This is a genomic window from Pseudomonas sp. Tav-5-1A, from assembly GCF_055755055.1.
Genome location: NZ_CM146901.1, coordinates 4,536,488 through 4,558,937 on the forward strand (window position 1 = coordinate 4,536,488; position 22,450 = coordinate 4,558,937).

Annotated in this window: 17 protein-coding genes and 1 pseudogene; 3 read left to right on the plus strand and 15 right to left on the minus strand. The window is 65.0% G+C overall.

Annotation, left to right across the window (positions count from 1 at the left end):
* Nucleotides 1-17: 17 nt before the first annotated feature.
* The 14 genes from AC0J42_RS20520 to AC0J42_RS20585 form a co-directional block, all read right to left on the minus strand.
* Nucleotides 18-3,239, minus strand: a complete 3,222-nt coding sequence (locus AC0J42_RS20520; RefSeq protein WP_473003446.1) for an ImcF-related family protein — start codon at nt 3,237-3,239, stop codon at nt 18-20.
* A 256-nt stretch (nt 3,240-3,495) separates the two neighbouring features.
* Entirely contained in the window at nt 3,496-3,759 is a 264-nt protein-coding gene (locus tag AC0J42_RS20525) for a PAAR domain-containing protein (protein ID WP_416424649.1), read from the minus strand.
* 67 nt (nt 3,760-3,826) lie between these two features.
* The gene (locus AC0J42_RS20530; RefSeq protein ID WP_473003447.1) at nt 3,827-5,089 is read right to left on the minus strand and encodes an SEL1-like repeat protein; all 1,263 of its coding nucleotides are present in this window, start codon (nt 5,087-5,089) and stop codon (nt 3,827-3,829) included.
* 89 nt (nt 5,090-5,178) lie between these two features.
* Complete coding sequence (locus AC0J42_RS20535; RefSeq protein ID WP_473003448.1) at nt 5,179-6,456, minus strand: SEL1-like repeat protein; 1,278 nt, start codon at nt 6,454-6,456, stop codon at nt 5,179-5,181.
* Nucleotides 6,456-8,291 (minus strand): phospholipase D-like domain-containing protein, encoded by a 1,836-nt coding sequence (locus AC0J42_RS20540; RefSeq protein WP_473003450.1) that lies wholly within the window; start codon nt 8,289-8,291, stop codon nt 6,456-6,458. Before AC0J42_RS20540 ends, AC0J42_RS20535 begins: the two co-directional genes overlap by 1 nt.
* The gene (locus AC0J42_RS20545) at nt 8,288-10,987 is read right to left on the minus strand and encodes a type VI secretion system Vgr family protein (RefSeq protein ID WP_473003453.1); all 2,700 of its coding nucleotides are present in this window, start codon (nt 10,985-10,987) and stop codon (nt 8,288-8,290) included. Before AC0J42_RS20545 ends, AC0J42_RS20540 begins: the two co-directional genes overlap by 4 nt.
* Before the next feature lie 554 nt (nt 10,988-11,541).
* Entirely contained in the window at nt 11,542-12,282 is a 741-nt protein-coding gene (locus tag AC0J42_RS20550; protein WP_473003455.1) for an AraC family transcriptional regulator, read from the minus strand.
* Between the two features lie 7 nt (nt 12,283-12,289).
* Nucleotides 12,290-12,787, minus strand: a complete 498-nt coding sequence (locus tag AC0J42_RS20555) for a hypothetical protein (RefSeq protein WP_416425506.1) — start codon at nt 12,785-12,787, stop codon at nt 12,290-12,292.
* Nucleotides 12,788-12,801: 14 nt separating this feature from the next.
* Nucleotides 12,802-13,305, minus strand: coding sequence for a nucleoside 2-deoxyribosyltransferase (locus AC0J42_RS20560; RefSeq protein ID WP_473003457.1), 504 nt, complete (start codon nt 13,303-13,305; stop codon nt 12,802-12,804).
* Between the two features lie 17 nt (nt 13,306-13,322).
* Entirely contained in the window at nt 13,323-13,763 is a 441-nt protein-coding gene (locus AC0J42_RS20565; protein WP_473003458.1) for a spore coat protein U domain-containing protein, read from the minus strand.
* Nucleotides 13,764-13,775: 12 nt separating this feature from the next.
* Nucleotides 13,776-16,064 carry a fimbria/pilus outer membrane usher protein gene (locus AC0J42_RS20570; protein ID WP_473003460.1) on the minus strand — a complete coding sequence of 763 codons (2,289 nt, stop codon included), beginning with the start codon at nt 16,062-16,064 and terminating at the stop codon, nt 13,776-13,778.
* Nucleotides 16,061-16,786, minus strand: a complete 726-nt coding sequence (locus AC0J42_RS20575; protein ID WP_473003462.1) for a fimbrial biogenesis chaperone — start codon at nt 16,784-16,786, stop codon at nt 16,061-16,063. The genes AC0J42_RS20570 and AC0J42_RS20575 overlap by 4 nt, the downstream gene beginning before the upstream one ends.
* Nucleotides 16,787-16,804: 18 nt before the next feature.
* On the minus strand, nt 16,805-17,311 hold the full coding sequence (locus AC0J42_RS20580) for a Csu type fimbrial protein (RefSeq protein WP_473003463.1): 507 nt from the start codon (nt 17,309-17,311) through the stop codon (nt 16,805-16,807).
* A 155-nt stretch (nt 17,312-17,466) separates the two neighbouring features.
* Complete coding sequence (locus AC0J42_RS20585) at nt 17,467-18,183, minus strand: LexA family transcriptional regulator (RefSeq protein WP_473003465.1); 717 nt, start codon at nt 18,181-18,183, stop codon at nt 17,467-17,469.
* A 208-nt stretch (nt 18,184-18,391) separates the two neighbouring features.
* Between AC0J42_RS20585 and AC0J42_RS20590 the strand changes: the two genes are divergently transcribed.
* Nucleotides 18,392-19,471 (plus strand): GlxA family transcriptional regulator, encoded by a 1,080-nt coding sequence (locus AC0J42_RS20590; RefSeq protein ID WP_473003466.1) that lies wholly within the window; start codon nt 18,392-18,394, stop codon nt 19,469-19,471.
* A gap of 81 nt (nt 19,472-19,552) precedes the next feature.
* Here AC0J42_RS20590 and AC0J42_RS20595 read toward each other — a convergent pair whose 3' ends face one another.
* Nucleotides 19,553-20,824 carry a serine/threonine transporter gene (locus AC0J42_RS20595; protein ID WP_416425514.1) on the minus strand — a complete coding sequence of 424 codons (1,272 nt, stop codon included), beginning with the start codon at nt 20,822-20,824 and terminating at the stop codon, nt 19,553-19,555.
* Nucleotides 20,825-21,212: 388 nt separating this feature from the next.
* On the opposite strand from AC0J42_RS20595, the pseudogene AC0J42_RS20600 reads away from it, so the two are divergent.
* Both AC0J42_RS20600 and AC0J42_RS20605 read left to right on the plus strand, forming a co-directional pair.
* Nucleotides 21,213-21,827 (plus strand): annotated as a pseudogene (locus AC0J42_RS20600) (histidine kinase dimerization/phospho-acceptor domain-containing protein); the annotation flags it as partial.
* Nucleotides 21,828-21,991: 164 nt separating this feature from the next.
* Entirely contained in the window at nt 21,992-22,414 is a 423-nt protein-coding gene (locus AC0J42_RS20605) for a DUF1810 domain-containing protein (protein WP_416425516.1), read from the plus strand.
* The last annotated feature ends 36 nt before the right edge of the window (nt 22,415-22,450 follow it).

Consider the following 22,450-nt stretch of genomic DNA (forward strand, 5'->3'; position numbering starts at 1 on the left):
CGTTTCAATTCGGACATTCAGCCTTGAGGCCCCACTGCATCGCCCTCCGCCAGGAAAATTCGCGGCGGCAAACTGAAGCCGCGCAGCGTGAGCAGCGCCAGCGGCCCTGCGCCCAGTTCCGTGCGCAAATGCCAGGTCAGCGGGATGCCGTCCGGGGCTTTCAGCACCAGGCGAAAGCGCGTGTCGCTGTCGTCCAGCGCCGTCACCTGGGCCTGCTCCAGCAGGCGGATCAGGCCCCAGGCGCCGTCGTAGGCACCGAACAGCCGTTCGCCGGTGGCAACGCTGGTCCAGCTCAGGCTGGCGCCGGGGTAGTCGCTGGCGCCGGGCCAGTGAAAGCGTTTCCAGCTTGGCTTCTGGTTGAAGTAATGCAGGCGTTCGCCGTTGAGGATGAAGGTGGTCTGCACCAGCTCGGGCAGCGCCTTGGCCTGCAGCTCGAAGCCCAGGCCCATGCCGCCGTCGGTGTACAGCACGTCCGCCAGGCGGCCCAGGCGGTTGACCGCCGCCAGGAACGCCGGATTCACCCGCAGGCCCTGGCTGTGCCGCGGGTCGACAACCCAGCGGTTGCCCTCCTTGCGCAGCACGCCGCCCAGTTCCTGCTGCAGGAATTGGTCGATGCGCCCGGTGCCGGCGCGGATCATCTGCCCCAGCATCGGCAAGGAGGCGTCGCTGCCGGTGGCGGCGAACGGGTAGCGGCCGCTGAAAGCGCCGTCCCAGTGCTCGACGATCGCCCGCTGCCACTGCGCGTTCAGCGCTGCGGCGGAGGGTTGCAGCACCTGCTGCCAGGCCTGGGCCAGGGGTTTGACGAACAGGTTCTGGCCAAAGCCGCTCCATTGCCCGCCCAGGCTGGCGGCGATCAGGCTGCCGTACTCGCGGCTGTCGCCAAGGTCCAGGGTGCGGCCCTGGAACACTGACTGGGCCAGGGCCTGGGACATCGCCTGGGGGTCGCTGGCGTCGTCGATCTGCTGGAGCTGCAGGCGCACGCGGGTGACGCGGGTCAGGTAGCTGTGCAGGCTCAGCGGGCTGTTGTCCTTGGCCAGCAGTTGCAGCAACGGGGCGAAGGTGGCGTCCAGCGGGCCTTGTGGCATGGGCGTATCGATGGTTTGCTGCGCCGTGTTGATCAGCGCTTTGCCGCCGGTTCCGGCCTGGTAGGCTACGGTGGTGATCAGGGCCAGCAGCGGCGATTGCTGCGGGTCGCTTATCAGGGCGAGCTGATCGACCGCCTCGCCCAGGTCCTTGGCCTGGCGCCAGCGCACGCTGTTGAGGAAGCTCAGCCAGGCGCTGCCGAAGTCCTTGAAGTAGCGGGCCGTGAGTCTGGCCTTGAGGGCTTCAGGAGACAGCTCGCTATCGACGTTCGCTGCCTGGTCACTGAGCACCCAATCGATTTTCGCCCTACGCGCCTCGGCAATGTCATCGATGGCGGCCCGTATCTGCCCGTCCCACGCCTGGCGGGTGAAGATCCCCGGCACGCTGCGGGGCGCGCCAAACAGCGCCGACGCCTGGGTGTCGCCAAGCATCTGCGCCAGCGCCATCGGCGGAAAATGATTGCCCGCGCGGTCCAGCACCTGCTGGTACAGGCTGGCCTCGGCGTTGCGCTGGCCCAGCTCGCCGAGCAGGACCTGCCGCACCTGGGCGATCAGGCGTGGGTTGGCGTCGATGCGCCACTCGGGATGGCTGGGGAGTTGTTGGAGGTAGAACGACCATTGGCCGGGCAGATCAGGCACGCGCGCCAGCAGCAGTTTTTCCAGGAACGCCGGATCGGCTTTTTCCGGGTGCGCGAGCATCAGGTAGGCCTTGAGCGGCTCGTAGGCGCCACCAGCCATCGCCGTGCGCGCCTTGCTGCCGGCGGGCTGCGCCACCAGGGTCCACAGCGTCTGCTCCAGGCTGGCCACGGCCTTGTCACGCAGCAGTGCATGGGTGGCCTGCACGTAGCGCGGCCAGAGCGAGTCGAGCAGCGCCTGGCTGTGGCTCAGGCCGAAGCCCAGGTACCAGGGCTCGCCGTGGACGCGGCGGTACTCCAGGCGGTCCACCTCGCGGGTCAGGTTGCTGAGGGTGGTGAGAGTGGTAATCGGCTGCGCGGCGATCTGCGCCAGGTGCACCGCTTGGTTGCGGTTGGCCACGAAGGACAGCAACACACCAGCCGTCAGCACGCCTGTGGCGGCCAACGTGGCCACGTACAGCACGCGCCGCACATGCCAGCCGCGCCGCCGCGGACGAGTCTTGCGGTCCGCCAGCAGCGCCGTCCAGGCGCCGTCGAGCTGCAGCAGGTGCTCGGTGCCCGGCACCGGGCCGTCGGTGCGCGCCAGGCTGAAGTGCAGGCCGCGCAGCGGCGTACTGCGGGCAAACTCAGGCAGCAGCGGCGCCAGCGCCTGGGGCCAGTGGGCGGCGCCGTGGGTGTGCAGGTGGTGGCCGAGGTAGAAGAGGAAACAGTGGGTGCGGTGCACCTGGATATGGGCCATGCCCTGCTGGTTCAGGGGTTCGATCAGCTGTTGCAGGGCAGCGCCCAGGTCATCGGCCGGGGCCAGCAGGCAGCCTACCGGCTGGGCGGGTTCGAAAGGTTTGATCCAGGCTTGGGGGCAGACTTCCCAAAGGTACAGGGGCAGCTGCCAGCCGAGGGCCTGGGACAGGTCGCGCAGGTAGCGGCTGCCGGTGGCCATGGCTTTGGGGTCGTGGCTTTGGGGGGTGGTGAGGGTCCAGAGGATGGCGTCGAGGGGGCGCCAGCGGCACAGGCGCTGGAGCGTTTCAAGGCTATCGTTGGTCAGCGCTTCCTGGCCGCTGCCGCCCCACAGCAAGACCGTGCCGTCACCCTCCAACCACCGCTGTTCCGTGAGCCCAGGTGCAATCGCGTCGACCTGCTCAGCCTCTCCCACCACCCACAACAGCCGCACTTTACGGCGCCAGAACAGGCCGTAGTGGTCACGCAGGTGGTTGCGCAGGATGGCCGCGCGCTGCACAACCTCCGCGCCCGGCTCAGGCGACACTACAGGCCGGGGCTGTGCGGAATCGTTCCCCGTATCGGCAGCGCGGCCAATTTGCCGCCCCAGCCAGGTAAACGCGCCGAGCACCAACACGATCAATCCGGTGATCACGGGCACCACCTTCAGCGCCTGTGCCTGCCGGTCACCATCGTCACGCAGCCCCAGCCATTGCGGGTAATACCACAGCATCACGGACAGCAGTGCCCCTGCCAGCAACAGCACGCCAGCAAGGCCTCCTGCTTGTACAACGCGTCGAATCTGCATTCTGTATCCCTACGTCAACAGCGGCGGCGCAGGCATCAACACCGTGCACCAAAGCCCCGTCTTGACGGAGCTGTTGCCACTGAAAATGAATTGCGGGCAGCGCCGCGCTTGATTGCTTTTGCTGCCGTTGGTTGAGATGCGCTCGTCCAACCGACGGTCCACCGCCGCCAAGCCATCGCTTTCGACCACTGCCCCAGGCGCGGCTCGCCTGGCCGAATAGCCAAGGGGACAAGGTGGTCCAGTCTCACCGGCATGGTCAGCTGGCAGTCACGGCGGGCATTGAGGACACCAGCGTGCAGCCGCATGCACAGGCGTGCCCGTGGAAAGCAACAGGAACCCCGTGGTCGCAAAAATGCGGATGGGCCTCGGCAATGACAGTGCGACCATGACCGGGGATGGGGCAATCCACGGCATCGCCCTGGCGGGCGACGCCGATACCGTCGAATATCATGGAGGAAGAGCCGGTAATTACGGTGCCACCACCGGAGGTTTTATCGCCTATACGGATAATGTTTTTCATTGAAAAGTCCTATAGTTAAATCAATTATTCAATCGCGGATTTGGCGTGCTTATCGAGTCACGTTTATTCATCCAATTAGCCCCCACTCAACCGCCTCTTCGCGAAAGGTAGTCTTGTCACGCAGCGGCCACGGGCGCGGGTGGTAACGCTCCACCGTTTGCAGCGGAAAAATATCGCCTTCATCGAAGTAACGGATCACCTCTTTCGGCCTGATGTTGCGCAGCGACGGCCAAATGACTTTCCAGTGTCCGGCCTGTGGGCAGGTTTCGCCGGGGTAGCAGATTTGCTGCGGGAAGTTGGCCTGGGTGAAGTCGGGTGAACTGGGGAGTGGCTTGCCGGTGGCCGGATCGAGCTTTTTGGCGTTGGCCAGGCGCAGGATCAGCTCCTCGCTAGGCTTGGGTGGCGGGATGTTGGCTTTGCGTTCCTTGACCCATCGAAGTTTGCCATCCCACTCGGGGAGTTCTGCGGGCGGCAGGGGGACGATTTCGTTGACATCAGGGACTGTGGGATGGGCATAGGAGAAGCCACTGAGGCGCGCGCCTATTTCTTCATAACGCTTGGCCCGCTCCACGTCTTTCTCAAGGCCTAGATAATAAAGCTTATCCTCCGGAGGGGGACCTTTGAACCCTTCCTCCAAAAATGACGCCGCAGTAGGACTCCCTGCGGCCACACCCAATTGAAATATTTCAAGGGCCTTATCGTAATGCCCATTTGTAGCAAAATTAATTGCCAAACCTACGGCGGCCTCGCCGTTACCTTGCTCCGCCGCGCAGCGACGCAGTTGCCGGGCAATCTCCGGGGCAATATCAATGGGCGCGAGCAGGTCCGCTATATATTGCTGAGCCTGGGCGCTGCCCTTATCCGCGGCCTTGCGATAATAGCGTAGCGCCATTTCAGGGTCTTCCCTGAGCCCAAACGCACCATGTTTGACGAAGCGCGCGACAAAATAGTAGCCCGTCGCAACATCTGCATCGATAAGCTCCTGACTGAACCGCTGATACTCTTCACCTTTCAACTTGAATTGACGACGCATGGCGCCATTTTGCAAATTAATCTTGGCCTTATAATGACCGCTTTCTGCGGCAATCCGATAAAGGCGCTCGATCTCCACATTCTTTTCGGGCTCTCGTTTTAGCTCGTTGTTTTTCTGCAGCCAACGCGCATATTTAAAAACCAGATCAGCCTCATCGGATGATGCAGGGATAACTTCATGCGTGCAGTTAAACCTCAACCCAGCCTGCAACTCAGCAATCGGATTCAGAGGCACATCCTCAACATCATAATCCAACGAATTATGATTACAGGCCGCCAACCCCAAAAACGAAAACATAAATAACTTTCGCGTCGCTAACCTGGCCGCGCGGGCCCTCTCTGGCAGGCATTGCCAGGTGCTCACGACAAACGTTGAGGAACTACTGCTCATCCAATTAGCCCCCACTCAACCGCCTCTTCGCGAAAGGTAGTCTTGTCACGCAGCGGCCACGGGCGCAGGTGGTAACGCTCCACCGTTTGCAGCGGAAAAATATCGCCTTCATCGAAGTAACGGATCACCTCTTTCGGCCTGATGTTGCGCAGCGACGGCCAAATGACTTTCCAGTGTCCGGCCTGTGGGCAGGTTTCGCCCGGGTAGCAGATTTGCTGCGGGAAGTTGGCCTGGGTGAAGTCGGGTGAACTGGGGAGTGGCTTGCCGGTGGCCGGATCGAGCTTTTTGGCGTTGGCCAGGCGCAGGATCAGTTCATCGCTGGGCTTGGGTGGCGGGATGTTGGCCTTGCGTTCTTTGACCCATTGAAGTTTGCCATCCCACTCGGGGAGTTCCGCGGGCGGTAGGGGCACGATTTCATTGACATCAGGGACGGTGGGATGGGCATAGGAGAAGCCACTGAGGCGCGCGCCTATTTCTTTGTAACGCTTGGCCCGCTCCAAGTCCTTCTCAAGGCCTAAATAATAAAGCTTGTCCTCGGGAGGGGGGCCGTTAAACGCCCCCGCCAAAAATGACGCCGCATTCGGACTCCCTGCAGCCACACCCAATTGAAATACTTCAACAGCCTTCTCGTAGTGGCCATTTATAGCAAAATTAATTGCCAGATCCACCGCTGCATCACCGTTCCCTTGCTCCGCAGCGCAGCGGCGCAGTTGCCGGGCAACCTCCGGGGCAATATCAATGGGCGCGAGCAGGTCCGCTATATATTGCTGGGCCTGGGCGCTGCCCTTATCCGCGGCCTTGCGGTAATAGCGTAGTGCCATTTCAGGGTCTTCCCTGAGCCCGAACGCACCATGTTTGACGAAGCGCGCGACAAAATAGTAGCCCGTCGCAACATCTGCATTGATAAGTTCCTGACTAAAACGCTCATACTCTTCACCTTTCAACTTGAATTGACGGCGCATAGCGCCGTTCTGCAAATTAATCTTGGCCTTATAATGACCGCTCTCTGCTGCAATCCGATAAAGGCGCTCGATCTCCACATTCTTTTCGGGCTCTCGTTTTAGCTCGTTATTTTTCTGCAGCCAACGCGCATATTTAAAAACCAGATCTGCCTCATCGGAGGATGCAGGAATAGCTTCATGAACGCAATTAAACTTCAACCCAGCCTTTAACTCAGCAATTGGACTCATAGGAACATCCTCCACGTTATAATTCAACGAATTATGATTACAGGCTGCCAAACCAAAAAACGGAAGCATCAATAATTTACGCATCAGTCAAGATCCACAAGCGTTTCTTTATCATAAAAAAACTCCACCAACGGCGCATACGGCGCCTTACCCGCGAGCCTTAACGCTTTATTTTCTTTAATCACATCTCCCCAACTACTGAAAGCTTCGCCCGCATCATCCTGAGCCCCACGCATCCCAGTATGCATCCCCCACAACCTTCGCCTCAGCGCCTTAGTCACACTTACCCACTCATGGGCAATATTCAATTCACTATCCACTTGCATGCTTCGAGTATTGACATTCGCCGAACCATGCGTCGTGAAAGCGTCATCAACAATCATCAACTTGGAATGGATATACACCGGCATCCACTCCGTGCCGTCCGGGGTGTCGGGCGCTACCAGCGAACACACGTGAACTTTCAGGCCAGGAATCTCCTCGATTTCCAGCTTGTGGTCTTTTATTGCCTCGACCTGTTTGTCCAGCGAGGCCTGCCATTCCTTGAGTTCGCGTTGGCCAAGCGAGTCGCGCAGGTCCGGCCTTGGCTTGGGTGGCGCGTTGTCCCGCGCTGCCTTGATGCGCCGCAGTTGGGTGACCTTGGGAATGGTGTCTGCGCGCCCCAGGCTTTCGAGCATCCGCTGCGTATTCAACGCACCCGGCCCTATGCCCTCTTCACTGGCGTTGGTGACAACGAAAAGGTGAACAACCCCGTGTTCATCCGGATTGCGCCCATCCCTCACCTGGTTGGCCGCTGCGGCCTTGATCACCTCTGCCAACGGCGGCCAGCGGAAGTACTGGTTTTCGATGTAGATAAACTGCGCGGCGTTGTTGGCGGCCTGCAGGTAGGCTTCCTGAATTTCCTTGCGGCTTTCCGTGTCGGGGTTCGCGGGGTCTCTCTGGGGCTGGGTCACCAGCATCTGGGCCATTTGCCGGGTAACGCCATGCCGATACCTGAGTGTCGGTTTTATCTGCGCCGCATTCCGGGCGACGAGCAGGTCTTCGCCGGTTTCCTTGAACCAGGCCGTGGCGAAGTTATGGTGCAGGTCGGCCAATACCGGGCCGCTGATTCGGCTGGAAATGTCTTGCCTAGGGGTATTTCCCCGCGCGCCACGATTCGGCGCAGGTTTGGTTGCCGGGGTACGGTTGAGCCCGGAGTGCTTTTCGGTGTCCCAGTACTCGTCGAGCATGTTGTGGCCCATGACGAACCCGACCGCGACTTCCGGTTCCTCGAAATCAACGATGACGCTTTTTTGATGGTGGCTCGGCGCTGCCGCATGCGCGAGCCGAGTGCCTTTGCTGATATCAGCATCCAGGCTGTTGTTTTTGACATCCGCGAAGATTTCCCGCCGCTCCCGCAGGCTGAAACCGCGGCTGACCAACACCGGAACACCCCGCGCAACTTCGTGTATCGCGCGGCCATCGGCGACTGCATAAGCATCGAACCAGGCCCGGTCTTCTGCATACTGTGCAGGCGTGGAACTTTGCATGGCGTGGCTGCCAACCCTGAACTTGCCCTTGCCAGGCAAGTTGGCCTCGCCGCCCAGGCCTGCCAGGTTGAGCGGCATTTCCCAGGCCAGTACACGTACTTGTACGCCTTGCGCCGCTTTCGCCTTTAGCAGTTCACCGATGCTGGGGGCCTGCCCATCCCTGATGAAATACATGGAGGGCTGGAAACCCCAGCAAATGATGTCAATGCTCTGGACAGCCTCGGCAATGGCCCGGTGGACAGCGCCAAACGCCTCCTCACCATTGACCAGCGGCTCAAACGTGGCCCTGGCAGGGTTGTATTCGGTGCTCTTGATGTACCAACCTGGCGTGCAGGTCGCGGTGTTCGTGTGTTCGAACGCGACCGGCACGATAACTTCCGGATGTTTCATGGTTTAGTTCCTTCTTCAAGGTCAGGGGCATCCATAATCGAGGCGTACTCCGAACGATGCTCCGTATGCGGCGCGGCCTTGGCCGTGTGGTTGTGAACACCCCGATTGGCAATGTGCGCCTGCTCGGGGTTGCGGTATTGCGCGGGGATGGGGATCCCGAAGCTCCAGCCGGAGGTCGTTTCAATCCGGTAGTCGCGGGTAACCACCTGGTGATCAACTTGAATCTGCCCGGACTTGTCCAGAATGCCTCGCTGAAGCTCAATGCCATCCGCGTAGAGGGTGTAGGGCATGCCGACATACCCTTGGCCGCCAGCACCGCCAGAGTTGGCGGCGATCGGCAGCTGAAGACTCAACCGCTCCTTGGAAAGCCCCACCGGATACTCCGGATGCGCCGCCTTCATGCTCGCCGCCCCGCTGTAATTGAAATGCGCCGACTTGACGAAACAGTCACCCTCCGTGCCTGCCTCAATGCGCGACGGGTCCAGGGTGATGTAACTACCCCCGGCGTTCAGGGTGATCTTCTTTTTCGCGGTGATATGGATTTCGTCTTCGGTGCTGGTGATGTCCAGGCCATGGCGGGCCATGAGTTCCAGCCGGTCGTTCTGGGCCTGGACGCTGACCGGGCCCTGGTTGGCGATCAGCTTGACGCCGACTTTGCGCACGAACACGCTAAGGCCCTGCCCTACCCCCATGAACAGGCGCTTGACCACGCTGATATCGGCGTTGGCGCCGGCGTTGGCCATCAGGTTGGCGTGCGCGGCCAGTTGCAGGTGTTTGCCGCTGGTCAGGGCAATACCCTTGGGCGCACTGACCAGTACGGTGGCCGCCTTGAGTTGCTCCAGTTCGTCGCGCAGCAAGTTGAGCTGCGCCTGCAGATCGGCTGGGGTTGCCTTGGCAGCTTCGGCATCGCTGGAGAGCGATTGCAATTGCTCACCGGCTTGTTGCAGTCGACCGATGGCTGACGCCATCTCCAACACCTCCCCCTGCGCCTTCCCCTGCTCATCCGCACTGATCAACACCCCCTTCCCCGCCCGCAGCGCCCCATGCGCGTCGGTGCGCAGCTCGAAGCCGCCGCCACGCACCTTGTTCTGCGCGTCCACCACATGCCCCAGGTTCAGCTGGCTCTTGCCGCCAAACTCGCTGGCCAGCTTCACGTGCTCCTGGCCGCGGGTGTCGTCCATGCGCAGTTTGTTGTTGGCCGGGGTGCGCAGTACGTTGCGTTTGTGGTTGCGCAGGGTGACCGGGTCGGGGTGTTCGCTGTCGTGCAGGGCGTGGGCGATGTAGGGGCGGTCGGGGTCGCCGTGTTCGAAGGCGATGGCCACTTCGGTGCCCGGTATCAACGGCAGGTGCAGGCCGTGGGTGGCGCCGGCGTAGGGCCGGGCCAGGCGCAGCCACAGGCTTTCCCGGCCCAGGGGCCAGGTGTCGCGGTCGAACAGGAAGTTGACGCTGTAGCGGCCCTCGAGGTCGATGTGGCTGTAGGGGTCGTTGGCCTTGTAGCTGGTGACGCGCGCGGCGACGGTGCCGGCCATGATGGGCTTGGGCGGAAGCGGCGGGCGGAAGCTGCCGGCCTCTATGTAGGGGATGGCCTGGAAATGGGCGATGTAGCTGCTGTCGCGGGCGGCGCTGGCGCGCAGTTCGGTGATGACGATGCGCGGCTTGAACGCCTGCGGCGCGTCGCCGTTGATGGTCAGCACCTGCCGGGGCGCCAGGGTCGGGCTGCTGGTGGTGCCGCTCAGGCAGGCCTGCTGGGTGAGGTAGCGCTCGTGGTGCATGCGCGCGTAGAAGATGCCGGTTTCGGCGGGCAGGTCGTCGTCGTAGACGTGGCGGTTGCCGAGGGTGTCGTAGGGGTCGCCGAAGTGGTAGGCCTCGCCGTAGGTGGTGCGGGTGGTGGCGCGGGTCTGGTCGACCTCGGCGTCGAGCAAGGCGCGGACGTCGCGGTGGCGGTAGGTGCGCACGTCGATGTGCTGCTCCACCACCTGGTGGCGGCTTTGCAGGGCCCAGACGCTGTCCTGGCCGCGGTTGGCCAGGCCGGACGGCGGGGTGTACGGCAGTTCGACGCCGAACTGGTAGCCGCGACGATGATCATGGAACTCCAGCACGGTGATGTCGACGCGCACGTCGTCGAAGAAGCAGTACCAGATGCCCACTTCGGCCAGCAGCCGCTCGATGAACGCCAGGTCGCTTTCGCCGAACTGCATCACCTGCTCGCGGCGGGGAAACTCGCGCACCATCTGGGTGTGGAATTCATAGCCCTCGAACGCGTGGCGACGCAGGACGCTCTCGACGATCTCCGGCACGCTCTGCTGCTGGTAGATGCGGTACTGCTTGCCGCGCGCCAGCAGCGCCAGCTTGGGTTGCAGGGTGATTTCGTAGCGCGCCTCGTCGCGCGAGCCGGACAGGCGCCGGAAGCTGGTGACCACCCCGCGCAGGCTGCGCAGCGGCTTGGCCGGCGGCACCACGTGGCCGCGGTACAGGGGCTTGGTCGGCAGCGGGAACAGGCGGAAGGTGGCGCCGCGGCGCAGCACCTGCTCGGCGGTGATGTCCTGGGCAGTGCTGGTGAATTCGATGCGGTAGGTGAAGCACTGGCTCAGGCGCTCCTCGCCTTCGAAGGCCAGCACGTCGAGGGGCGCCTCCAGTTGGCTGATGCTGAGGCGGTGGCGGGTGTGGTCGAAGAGGATGCGGGGGGCTTCAGCCATGGTCAGGCCTCCTGGGGCAAGTGAATTGCAGTGCGGATGCAGTTTTCGAATACTTCGGCGCAGCAGATACGGGCACACACGCCTATAAAATGCGTCGACCTATACATGGGTTCACGAACAGGAATTGCTGCACACCGGCTATAGCGGGTGCAATTACTAAAGTGTTCAACTGTGTATCTGTTACGCCGCTCGAAATGCGGGCAAGACCCCACAGCAGGCGGGCCAAATGACAGAGCCAACGCTTGATGAATGCGCAGCAAAAAAGTAGGGCAGGATGGCGGTAATTACTACCCTACGCCGTCACTAGAGAGACATCCCACAGAACGAGTTGACATTTCCTACAGATAACGCCCATAGACTTTACGAGTTACAAGCCGCAATAGGCGAAAAACAAGTAGCAATAGTTGAGTAACATATTGAAACCAAATATCGCACTGGGGTATTTAAAATACAAAAACAACAGAGCGACGTAACCGGCAATCCTGCATCAAGGCAATACGCGGCGTACGTAATGGCCAGCGCAGCCTGGCGGCAGCGGCTACGCCGGCGGCAGGTCAGGCAGGCTGGTAATGACTCGGCGCATGCCCCAGCTCGCGCTTGAACATGGCGCTGAACGCGCTGGGGCTCTGGTAGCCGTGCTCCAGCGCCACTTCGAGGATGGACTTGCCCGAGGCCAGGCGCTGCAGGCTGAGGATCAGCCGGGTACGGGTGCGCCATTCGCCGAAGGTCATGCCCAGTTCGCGCTGGAACAGCCGCGCCAGGGTGCGCGAGCTCATGCTGCTCTGGTCGGCCCAGTCCTGCAGGCAGGACTCGCGCGACGGGTCGGCGACGAAGGCTTCGCACAAGGCCTTGAGCCGTGGCTGGCTGGGCAGGCGCACGTGGGCGGCCAGCGGTGGCGCCACCTGCAACTCGGCGAACAACAGGCCCAGCAGGCAGTGGTCGCGCCCCTCGCGCTGGGCCTGGCCGAGGCTGCCGATGGCGGCCAGGATCAGCTCGCGCACCAGCGCCGTCACCTGCACCACCTGGCACGCGGGCACCGCGAAGCCCAGCCCCGCGGGGTCGATGAACAGCGTGCGCATGCGCACCTCGCCGGTCATGCGAATGTCGTGTTCCACCGCCGCCGGCACCCACAGCCCATGGCCCGGCGGCACCACCCAGCTGCCTTGGGCGGTGGTGACGCGCATCACCCCGCTGATGGCGTGGATGAACTGGATCTGCGCGTGGCAATGGGGGGCGATGACCTCGCCGTGAACATAGTCGTCGGCGCAGGCCTGCACGGGGTAGCGGTCGAACATGCTGGCGTCAGTCCCGATGCGGCCGAGGGATCAGCGCCTGCAGCTGCTGCGCCAGGTAGTCGGCGGTCAGCGCGTGGGTCTCGGCTTCCTTGGCGCCCCGGTCCTTGCGCCACTGCCAGTCGGCGGACGGCGGTGTGCACACCAGGCTGATGCTGCCGTAGCGGTCCGAGGTAAGCCCCATCACCGCCAGCGAGATCACGCCCTTGGCGCCCATCACCTCGGGCACGAACTCAACGCTGCGCAGCGCCAGGGTGATGCTCAATTTATGGCTGGCGAACGGCGACAGCGGCGCCGGGAAGCTGGCGTTGGCGGCCAGGTAGGGCTCGCGGCTGATCTCCACCAGGCCCTCTTCGCGCAGCGGCTGCAGCCATTGCTCGATGCGCTCGTAGAGGGCGTTGATGCCCTGGGTCCAGTGGCTGCACTGGGTCTCGAACAGCTGCTTCTTGTGCTCTTCACTCAGGGCGTATTGCTTGAGCATTTCGCCCAATTGCCGGACTTCGTCCATTGCCGTGTGTCTCCTCAAGGTGCCGATGCCAGGTGCCGGCGCAAATCGCCAACCGCCTGTTCGACCGTAGCACTGTACCCTGCCCAGCTGGCCGCCAGCATCAAATTGCGCGGCAGGTTGAAATCTTCCACCGCGAACCCCTGGGCGTCATAGCCCTGGACGTCGTGGGGCACCTGTTCGCGCAGGCTGTGGTCGGGGTCGAAATAGGCCCACACCGGCTTGCCCAGGGCCACCGCCAGGCCCACTTCGAAGGCCGTGCCGGAGTCGGGCTCCTGGCCGCGGAACACATTGAGATTAGCCAGCACCGCGTCGCAACGGCGGATCATGTCGATGTTCTGCGTGCAGATCCAGCGCGCCGCCGCCACCCCCGCGAGCCCTGCGGGCAGGTCGTTGTCGAAGGGGTAAAGGCCGTCCAGGCCCTGGTCGGCGCACAGGGCCTTGAGGTACTGCCCTCGGGCTACCGCATCGCGGCGGAACACATCGAAACCGGCCAGGTACACCGGCCTGCGCGGGGTCATGAAAAGCCTCCTGAACATCAGTACACCAACCGGATGGCGTTCACCGCCTGGTAGGTGCCGGGTGAGCCCTGGCGGCCCGGCTGCATGCGCGCGTACACCGTGTAGGTGCGGCTGGCGCTGGCGTGGGCGGCCAGGGTGTAGCTGGCGCTGGCGAACGCCTGGCTGGCCAGGATCGGCTGCCGGCCGTTGGCCGTGTACATCTGATACTGGGCCGTGCCGCTGCCGTTGCGCAAGCTTTGGCTGGTGCTGCCGTCGGTGTCGATGTACAGGCTGTAGCCGACGCTGGCGGCACTGGCGCCGGCCTCGCAGGTGACCGTGACGCTGGCGGTGCTGGCGTGGCTCTGCTCGGCGATGCCGGCGACGCTGCCGAACAGCAGTGGCGTCGACGCCACTGAACAGCTGTAGGCCAGGGCGGCGGGGCTCAGGGGTAACAACACCAGCAATAACAGATGGCGCATGGCATGGGGTCCTCAATGGCAGGTCAGGGGGCCGATGTCGGGGATGCGCCCCGGCTCGGCGTGGTAGTCGAAGGTGGCGCTGCAGGCCGGGCGGCCCGGTGCCTGCACGCGCACCTGGTCGTGGGCGGCCACCTGCTGGAAAAACACTTCGCCGTCGTAACCCACCAGCGCCTGCTCGCCGCTGCCTTGCAGGGTGGCGGTGGCGCCCACGGGCAGCGGCTGCTGGCTGGTATCGCGCAGGTGCAAGGTGGCGCTGTGGCTGCGGTGCACGGCGAAATGGGCGCGCACGGCGCTGCGGTCGCCGGGGGTCAGGTGCATCTGGTCGGTGCCCAGTTCGACGTCCAGCGGCACGTCGCCCGGCTCGATGGACAGGTGGTTGTCCTCGAAGGCGCGCAGCTGGTCGACGAACAGCAGGCCGTTGCGGTCGGTGCGGCCCAGGTCGCGGTTTTCCTGGCGCACGGTGACGTTGGCGAGGCCGTCGGTGTCCACCAGGGCGAAGGCGTCATCGATGGTGTTGGAGGCGAACAGGTGGCCGCCCAGCAGGGTTACCGCGCCCTGGGCGCCAGCGCGCCAGTCGGTGCTGGCGCCGGTGCGCTCGGTCTCGCCGCTGACCAGTCCGTAGGGCGATTTGTAGCTCAGGGCCAGGTCGTCGCGGTCCAGGTCGCCGGTCTCGCGGGACACCCGCCAGCCCAGGTCGCCACGCTCCACCGCCGGGCGCTCGGCCTGCACGGTCTGGTAGCTGCTATTGCCGCTGCGGTTGCTGCTGGCGCTCAAGGTGGCACCGTCGCCGAAGGGTATCGACAGGCCCAGAAACAGGCCGTTGCCAGTGGTGCCGGTGTAGTCGTGCAAGGCGGTGATCGAGCCGTAGGCGCCCCAGGGCAGCGGCCGGGAATAGGTGACCGAAAGGGCCGTGGTCTGCACGCTGCTGGAGGTCAGGGTGGCGTCGTCGTAGATGTTCACGCGTTTTTTTGTGAACACCACGCCCAACGAGCCCAGCCCCGGCAGCGACCAGCCCAGGTTGGCGCGCAGGCTGGTGCCGGGGCGGTCGTCACCGTTGGCCGAGGCCAGGTCGTTGAAGGCGTGGTCGGCGCGCAGCACGCTGAACCCTGCGTTGAACACGCGGCTGGCATGGCTGAAGCCGACGCCATACTGCTGGCCGGCCTGGCCCTGGTACTGGCTGCCAGCCAGGGACAGGTTGAGCACGCCCACCTGGCCCACCAGCCAGTCCAGCCCTGCGCCACCCATGGCCAGGGTGTCGCTGGCTTCCAGGTGGCCTTCCCAGGTCAGGTGGTCGCTGGCGCCGTGCCGCCAACTGAACGACGCCGCGCCCTGGGCGTAGTCGGCGGACTGGCTGGCGTAGTGTTTGCGCACGCTGCCGGCTTCCACTGACACCGCGTCCAGGCCGGGGCTGAGCAGCAGGCTGCTGGTGTAGAACGGCAGGGTCTGGGTGGTCTGCCGGCCGCTGGCGTCCTTGACCACCACGGCGATGTCGCCGCTGCCCGTGGCCACCGGCAGTTGGCTGGCCTCGAAGGGGCCGGGCTCGACCTGGCCGCTGAGCTGGTGCAGGCCGTTGACGTAGATGTCCACCGACGACGGCACCGCCACGCTGGAACTGATGCCGGGGCGCGGGTAGGTAACCAGGTCCGGACGCAGGCCGAAGTTGGTGGCCATCTGCACCCCGGCCAGGCGCACCGGGCGGGTCCAGCCGAGGCCGCCGTTGACCACGTCGCCGACCTTCCAGCTGCGCAGGTGATCGAGGTCGGCCAGGCTCCAGGTGGTGTCCAGCCGCACCGTGCTGTCCAGGGTCGGGCTGCGGGTCTGCAGGCTGCTGGTTTCCAGCACGCCGGGGCCGCCCAGCAGGCGCAGGCTCGCCAGGGTGCTGGTGCTGGCCTGGCCGCTGGCGCGGGTGTACTGGGTGTCGTAGTTGAGCACCGCCGCCGGGTCGCTGCGCAGGCCACTGGCGTCGGGGCGCGCGGGGTCGTGGCGCAGTTCCTGGGCCACCAGGTCGCGGTCGGGCAGGTCCAGGTAGAGGCGCTGGGCGGCCTGGTCGTAACGGCAATGGCCGCCGGGCAGCTGGGCCAGGTCGACCTGCGCTTCAACGTGGGCCGGCGTGCGGATACCCAGCGCCGCCAACTGGTCGGCGGCCACCAGCAGGCGCCCGGCCTGCTCGTCCACTTCCTGGGCGGCGGCGCGGCTGCGGCCGTTCACCAGCACTTCCAGCAGCAGGGTGTCCGCGTGGGCCGGCAGGGGGCTGGCCAGTGCCAGCATCAGCAGCAGGCACCGGTAGGGCGGCGGGTTCAACGGCCCTGGTCAAGGGTCAGCCAGCTGTCCATTGCGCTGCCGCGGCCGCTGGTGGTCAGGTGCAGGCGCGTGCCGGCCTGCAGCGCCTGGACCGGGGCCTTGATCAGCCAGCGGCCATCCTGGCCGGCCAGCAAGTAAGGCAACGCCGGGCGGCTGAGCGTCAGCGCGTGGCCGTCGGCGGCTGCCAGGGTCAGGTTGGCCAACTGCGCGTGGGCCTGCCCGGCGTTGTGCGCCAGCAGGTACCACTGGCCGTGGTCCTCCACGGTGCGCCAGTGCACGTCGGCCTTGGCCCGCGCCGCTGGGCTGGCAAACACCGGCACGGTCAGGCGGAACGCCAGGGCCACCTGGCTGGGGTCGGCGTCGGGCAGTTGGTCGAACACCACGCGGTAGGCCTGCTCGGCGTCAGCGGACGGCCCGCGCAGCAGAATGCGGATGGTCTGCGACTGGCCGGGGGCGATGCTGGCGAACGGTGGGCTGACCAGCAGCGCCTGGGTGGGCGCCAGCACGTCGGTGTTGCCTGCCTGGGTCCACTGGAAGCTGCGCACCTGCACGCGGGTGGGGCGGGTGCTGCGGTTGCTGAGGGTGAAGCTGGCCGTGTGCTGGCCGGCGTCCAGCGCCTGGGCGATGGGGATGATGTCCAGTGCCTGGGCCCGGGCCTGCGGCGCGAGCGCGCACAGGCCGGCCAGTGCACAGGCCATGGAAAGGCGTGTGACAGGGTTCATGAGGGGCTCGTTGACGGCTCAGTAGTTGACGGTGACAACCACGGTGTCGGAGTAGGAGCCGGTGCTGGCGGTCAGCTGGTCGGCAGCGATCTTGCCGTACACGGTGATGGCCTGCGCCGCGCCCGTGCCGGTGCCCGCCAGGGTGTCGGTGCCAGTGGTGTCGCCCCAGCTGGTGGCGTAGCTGCTGTCCTGGTACAGGCCGTAGCTCAGGGTGGAGCTGCTGTCCGAGGCGTTGGTCAGCAGGCGTGCCGAGGTGGTGGCGTCGGTGCCGCTGCCCGCGCCCAGGGCGATGGTGTAAGGCGCGTCGTTGGTGCAGGTCACCGACAGGGCGGCGCTGGAGGTGACGGCGGTGCCCGAGTAGGAGCCGAACGCCAGGGCACCGGCGGACACCGAGCAGGAGGCGACCACAGTGGCGCTGACGCTCATGTCGGCGGTGGCGGTGGAGGCGCTGGCGTTGTTGGCAAAGGCGATGCCCAGGCCGATCAGGGCGACGGCCCCGGCCTTGAGGAACTTGGAGTCGAACATTAGGGGAATTTCCTGCAAAAAGCGTTGCGTAAGTGTGTGGGTCCCAAGCGTCTGGAATGCCGCCTGGTGACCTTTTTCAGCTTACGTGTCGAGCCCTTTGCAGGGGCGGCCAAACCGTTGCACATCCGGCCACAAGCGCGGCAGATCCGGCCAATTCAGCCTTGCCAGCTGCAGATCCACACCACCCGGCCGATGACGCTCAGTTCCGCCTGGCGTTTCTGCGGCAGGTGCAGGTCGCGGAATTGCTCGTTGATGGCCAGCAGCATGAGCGAGCCATCGCACTGGAACTGCACGCGCTGCACTCGCACCACGCCGCCCAGTTCCAGCAGGTACAGGCCATCGCCGGCCAGCCCCGGCGCACCCCGGTCGATCAGCACCGTGCCGCCCTCGCCCAGCGGCGCGCAGCCCTGGCCACGCGGCACCTGCACCGCCAGCAGGCGGTGTTCGGCCAGCCCGCGCTGCTGCAGTTCGACCCGGCCCAGGGCCAAAGGTTCGATGGCCGCCACGCTGCCCGGCCACGGCAGGCCGGCGGCGCAGGCCTGCGCCGGGTAGCGCTGCACCAGCACGCTGTGGTCGTTACTGGCAGGCAGCGGCGCCTGGCCGGCGATCAGCCAGTCCAGGCTCACCCCCGCCGCCCGCGCCATGGCCACGCACACCGCCAGGCTGGGGGCACTGCCGCCACGAATGTATTTGTACAGCTGGGTCTCGTGCACGCCGGACTGGCGCGCCAGGTTGCGCTTGCCCCCTAGCGATTCAGCTATATCGGAGATTCTCTGACCCAGATCGTCCAGGGACACGCCCGTGGCCTCGATCACTGTCAATCCTTTGGCATCCACCAGGGAGGTAGCGCCGGCCGACGGCTCCATTTTCATGCGGTTGAACTCTCAAGATGCATAGCTTTAAGGCTTGACCCTCTATAGCTAACTGACTATATTTTGACGTCTATGTTTTGACGGCGCGCCAATATCCCGTGTCGGCGCCAAAAGCGCGACCCGTAGATGACAGCCAATGGCCACATTTCTTCGCGGCCGCAGAAAATATTTCTGCCTTGAAGGTATTAACGGCACAGTTGGCCGGGGCTTGATTTTTTTGCACACCATCACCCACTCCCCCTCCCCCGCGCCGCGTGCGAACGCGCCTGGCGCCAGCCTCGCCGTGGTGCGCGAAATCGCCATCCTCAGCTACCCGGGCTGCTACGTGGGGGACGTGATCAAGCTGCTGGAAACCCTGCACGCCCTGGACCTGCGGCCCTGCTGCAGCCTGCGCCGCGGCGCCAGCCTGCGGGCGCGGGTGTATTCACTGGATGGCGCGCCGCTGCGCTCGCCGGGCATGCCCTGGGTCAGCGTGCAGACCCAGGCCCTGGACGCACAATTGCCGCCGGCACCCGACACGCTGATCATCGCCCACGGTCCGGCGCAGACTCTGGACAGCCCGTCGGCGCCGCTGCTGCAGTGGCTGCGCCAGGTGCAGCCGCGCGCGCGGCGGGTGGTGGCGCTGGGCGCGGGGGTGTTCTGGCTGGCGGCGGCGCGGCTGCTGGACGGGCGCCAGGTCACCACCCACAGCGCCCTGGTCGCCCTGCTGGGGCAGCGCTACCCGACGTTGCAGGTGCAGCCCCGCGGCAGCCTGCAGATCGACGGCCCGTTCTACACCACCAGCGAACGCATGAGCGCCAGTGACATGGCCCTGCTGTTGTTGCGCGACCACTGCGCCGCCGTGCGCGGCCAGCCCTGCCCTCCCGGCGCGGATGACCGCCAGGGCCCCGCCCGCGACGGCCCGGCCTTGCGCCTGTGCCGCTGGTGGCTGCCGCGCCTGGACCAGCCGCTGAACATCGCCCAGGCGGCCGCCCACCTGCACACCAGCGAGCGCACCCTGCGCCGGCTGCTGCGCCAGGACTGCGGCTGTTCCCCCTATGGGTTGCTGGTGCTGTTGCGCCTGGACATGGCGCGCCAGGCGCTGCTGGACAGCGACCTGCCGGTGGACAAGATCGCCCGCCGTGGCGGCCTGGGCGACGGCCAGCAGCTGGCGCGGGCGTTCCGCAAATACCTGGGCGTGGCGCCCGGTGAATACCGGCGCACGCGCACCCCGGCGCGGCTGCACCCGGACTACGGAAGGTTGTTTGATGGGCTGCGGCAGCCAGGGTGGCTGCTGCAGCTGCGCTAACCCACTTGCCCGTAGCAGCGGCCGCCAGGCCGCGTCACGGCTGGACGCAGCCTTCGGCGGCTGCTACGGGTGGGTGTGCGCTTAGAGGGTGTAGACCAGCGCCGAGATGGCCACCAGGCCGACAATCACCACGAACAGGTTCGACAGCTTGCCGGCGTATTGGCGCATGGCCGGCACGCGGCGGATGGCGTACATCGGCATCAGGAACAGGATGGCGGCGATCACCGGGCCACCCAGGGTCTCGATCATGCCCAGGATGCTCGGGTTCAGGGTTGCCACCAGCCAGCACACCACCAGCATGAAGGCGGCGACCAGGCGGTCCATGGTCTTCGCGGCCGGGCGGCGGCCACTCTTGACGATCAGGCCCTTGAGGCCTTCGCTGGCACCGATGTAGTGGCCCAGGAACGACTTGGCAATGGCCACGAAGGCAATCAACGGCGCGGCGAAGGCGATGGTCGGGTTGCTGAAGTGGTTGGCCAGGTACGACAGGATCGACAGGTTCTGCGCCTTGGCTTCCGCCAGTTGCTCGGGCGACAGGGTCAGCACGCAGCTGAACACGAAGAACAGCACCATCACCACCATCAGGCCGTGGGCGCGCGCCAGGATCTGCGAGCTGCGCTGTTCGGCGTTGGCGCCATAGCGGCGCTTCTGGTCAACGGCAAAGGCCGAGATGATCGGCGAATGGTTGAACGAGAACACCATCACCGGAATCGCCAGCCACAGGGTGTGCAGGAAGGCCGACGGCTCCGGCACGTTGCTGGCGGTGGTGAGGATGCCACCGGTCCAGTGCGGCACCAGGAACAGCGCCAGCAGCAACAGCGCGACGATGAACGGGTACACCATCAGGCTCATGGCCTTGACGATGAAGCGCTCGCCGCAGCGCACCACGGCCAGCAGGCCGACGATCAGCACCAGCGCCAGCAGCGCACGTGGTGGCGGTTGTTGGTGCAACTGGTTCTCGATGAAGCTGCCCACGGTGTTGGTCAGCGCCACGCTGTAGATCAGCAGGATGGGGAAGATGGCGAAGAAATACAGCAGGGTGATCAGCGCCCCGGCCTTGGCGCCGAAATGCTCCTCCACCACGTCGGTGATGTCGGCGCCTTCACGCCCCGACAGCACGAAACGAGTGAGGCCGCGGTGGGCATAGAACGTCATCGGGAAGGCCAGCAAGGCCAGGATCAGCAGGGGCCAGAAACCGCCAAGGCCTGCGTTGATCGGCAGGAACAGGGTTCCGGCGCCGATAGCCGTGCCGAACAGGCCCAGCATCCAGGTTGTGTCGTGACGGTTCCAACGGCTCAGCGTCGCTTGTGGCGCCGCATAGTGTTGGTCGAGGCTGTTGGCCTGTTCATTCATCCGGTCGAATCTCCGCTTGCCGGTTATTCATACGTGGCCGAGACGGGATGAAACATGAAGCAGGCAGCGCCCCGGCCATAAAAGGGGGGGGCGATTGTCCGGGATTGTGCTTGAGAAGCAAAGACTTAGCTGAGCAACGGTCGCAAATGCGAGGGGTTTTCGGCGTGGCAGTTTGCCACACCTGCCAGGCTGCAAGCCCCGTCGCCGTTGCCGCACGCTGCACTGGCCGCTTCATTCGCAACCTTGATGGCCCAGATGCCCACTGCACAGGGACGCCGGCGGCAAGTGGCCGTTTTCTGCCGCACTCACCGATACATTCGTGAAATCAACGCGACACAACCGGGCGCGATGCTGGCTGCTCGGATCTATCCGGCCCAAGAGCCCCCGCATGTCCAGCTTTCGTCTGCCGCGCTTCGCCAACTCCCTGTTTGCCCGCCTGTTTGGTATTTCGGTGATTGCTATCGTGCTCGCCCATTGCCTGGCGTTCGTGTGGTTCCAGGCCTATGGCAAGCAGCAGGAGGACGCGCGCTTCCACGCCATGGAGCTGCGCGAGCTGGACCTGGACGAGCCGTTGCCGCCGCCCCCGCCGCGCACACCCTTCGACGGGCCGATCGTGCCGCTGGTGATTCAGATCAGCACCCTGGTGGTGGCGGCCTGGTACTGCTCCAAGCTGTTGTCGCGGCCCATCCGCCACTTCAGTGCCGCGGCCGAGCGCCTAAGCGACGACCTCGACAGCCCGCCACTGCCGGTGCTGGAGTACGGCCTGCTGGAAGCCCGGCAGGCCACCCAGACCTTCAACCGCATGCAGTGGCGCATCCGCGAGCAACTGCGCCAGCGCGGCTACCTGCTGGGCGCGGTGTCCCACGACCTGCGCACGCCGCTGTCGCGGCTCAAGCTGCGCCTGGAATTGCACGATGAGGCGCGCCAGCACATGGACATGCGCCAGGACATCGACGAGATGGTGAAGCTGCTGGACGCAACCTTGGCGTTGGTGCATGAGCGGCCGCAGCGCCCTTCGCTTTAATCGCGGCGTCGCCTGACGCAGCCTGCGGCAGCTGCTACGTAGCAGCTGCCGCAGGCGGCGTCCTGGGCCCCACGTCGAACTATTTAGAACTCACCGCCACCGCCACGGTCATCTGAAGACCTGCCCCTTGCGCGGTGAACCCCATGGACACCTACAACCTCCAGCGTTTCGTCGAAGCCCAGCGCCCGGTGTTCGAGCAGGCCCTGCACGAACTGCAGGGCGGCCAGAAGCGCACCCACTGGATGTGGTTCATATTCCCGCAGATCCAGGGCCTGGGCCGCACCGACATGGCCCGCCAGTTCGCCATCAGCGGCGCCGGCGAGGCGCTGGCCTACCTGCAGCATCCGCTGCTGGGCCCGCGCCTGCTGCAGGCCAGCGCCGCCGTGGCAGCGCTGAAAGGACGAGCGGTCGGGCAGATCTTCGCCCCGCCCGATGACCTCAAGCTACGCTCGTGCATGACCCTGTTTGCCAACGCTGCCGACGACCCCAGCCCGTTCAACCGGGTGCTGGAGGCCTTTTTCGACGGCCAGCCCGACCCCAAGACCCTCGATGCCCTGGGCCTGTAGGCCGCTTGCCGGGCAGTCACCTCGCCAACTCACGTC

Bases quoted from the DNA above. Each gene is read 5' to 3' on its own strand.
- AC0J42_RS20520 (WP_473003446.1), bottom strand. From the start codon at position 3,239: ATGCAGATTCGACGCGTTGTACAAGCAGGAGGCCTTGCTGGCGTGCTG.
- AC0J42_RS20525 (WP_416424649.1), bottom strand. From the start codon at position 3,759: ATGAAAAACATTATCCGTATAGGCGATAAAACCTCCGGTGGTGGCACC.
- AC0J42_RS20530 (WP_473003447.1), bottom strand. From the start codon at position 5,089: ATGTTTTCGTTTTTGGGGTTGGCGGCCTGTAATCATAATTCGTTGGAT.
- AC0J42_RS20535 (WP_473003448.1), bottom strand. From the start codon at position 6,456: ATGCGTAAATTATTGATGCTTCCGTTTTTTGGTTTGGCAGCCTGTAAT.
- AC0J42_RS20540 (WP_473003450.1), bottom strand. From the start codon at position 8,291: ATGAAACATCCGGAAGTTATCGTGCCGGTCGCGTTCGAACACACGAAC.
- AC0J42_RS20545 (WP_473003453.1), bottom strand. From the start codon at position 10,987: ATGGCTGAAGCCCCCCGCATCCTCTTCGACCACACCCGCCACCGCCTC.
- AC0J42_RS20550 (WP_473003455.1), bottom strand. From the start codon at position 12,282: ATGTTCGACCGCTACCCCGTGCAGGCCTGCGCCGACGACTATGTTCAC.
- AC0J42_RS20555 (WP_416425506.1), bottom strand. From the start codon at position 12,787: ATGGACGAAGTCCGGCAATTGGGCGAAATGCTCAAGCAATACGCCCTG.
- AC0J42_RS20560 (WP_473003457.1), bottom strand. From the start codon at position 13,305: ATGACCCCGCGCAGGCCGGTGTACCTGGCCGGTTTCGATGTGTTCCGC.
- AC0J42_RS20565 (WP_473003458.1), bottom strand. From the start codon at position 13,763: ATGCGCCATCTGTTATTGCTGGTGTTGTTACCCCTGAGCCCCGCCGCC.
- AC0J42_RS20575 (WP_473003462.1), bottom strand. From the start codon at position 16,786: ATGAACCCTGTCACACGCCTTTCCATGGCCTGTGCACTGGCCGGCCTG.
- AC0J42_RS20580 (WP_473003463.1), bottom strand. From the start codon at position 17,311: ATGTTCGACTCCAAGTTCCTCAAGGCCGGGGCCGTCGCCCTGATCGGC.
- AC0J42_RS20585 (WP_473003465.1), bottom strand. From the start codon at position 18,183: ATGAAAATGGAGCCGTCGGCCGGCGCTACCTCCCTGGTGGATGCCAAA.
- AC0J42_RS20595 (WP_416425514.1), bottom strand. From the start codon at position 20,824: ATGAATGAACAGGCCAACAGCCTCGACCAACACTATGCGGCGCCACAA.
- AC0J42_RS20605 (WP_416425516.1), top strand. From the start codon at position 21,992: ATGGACACCTACAACCTCCAGCGTTTCGTCGAAGCCCAGCGCCCGGTG.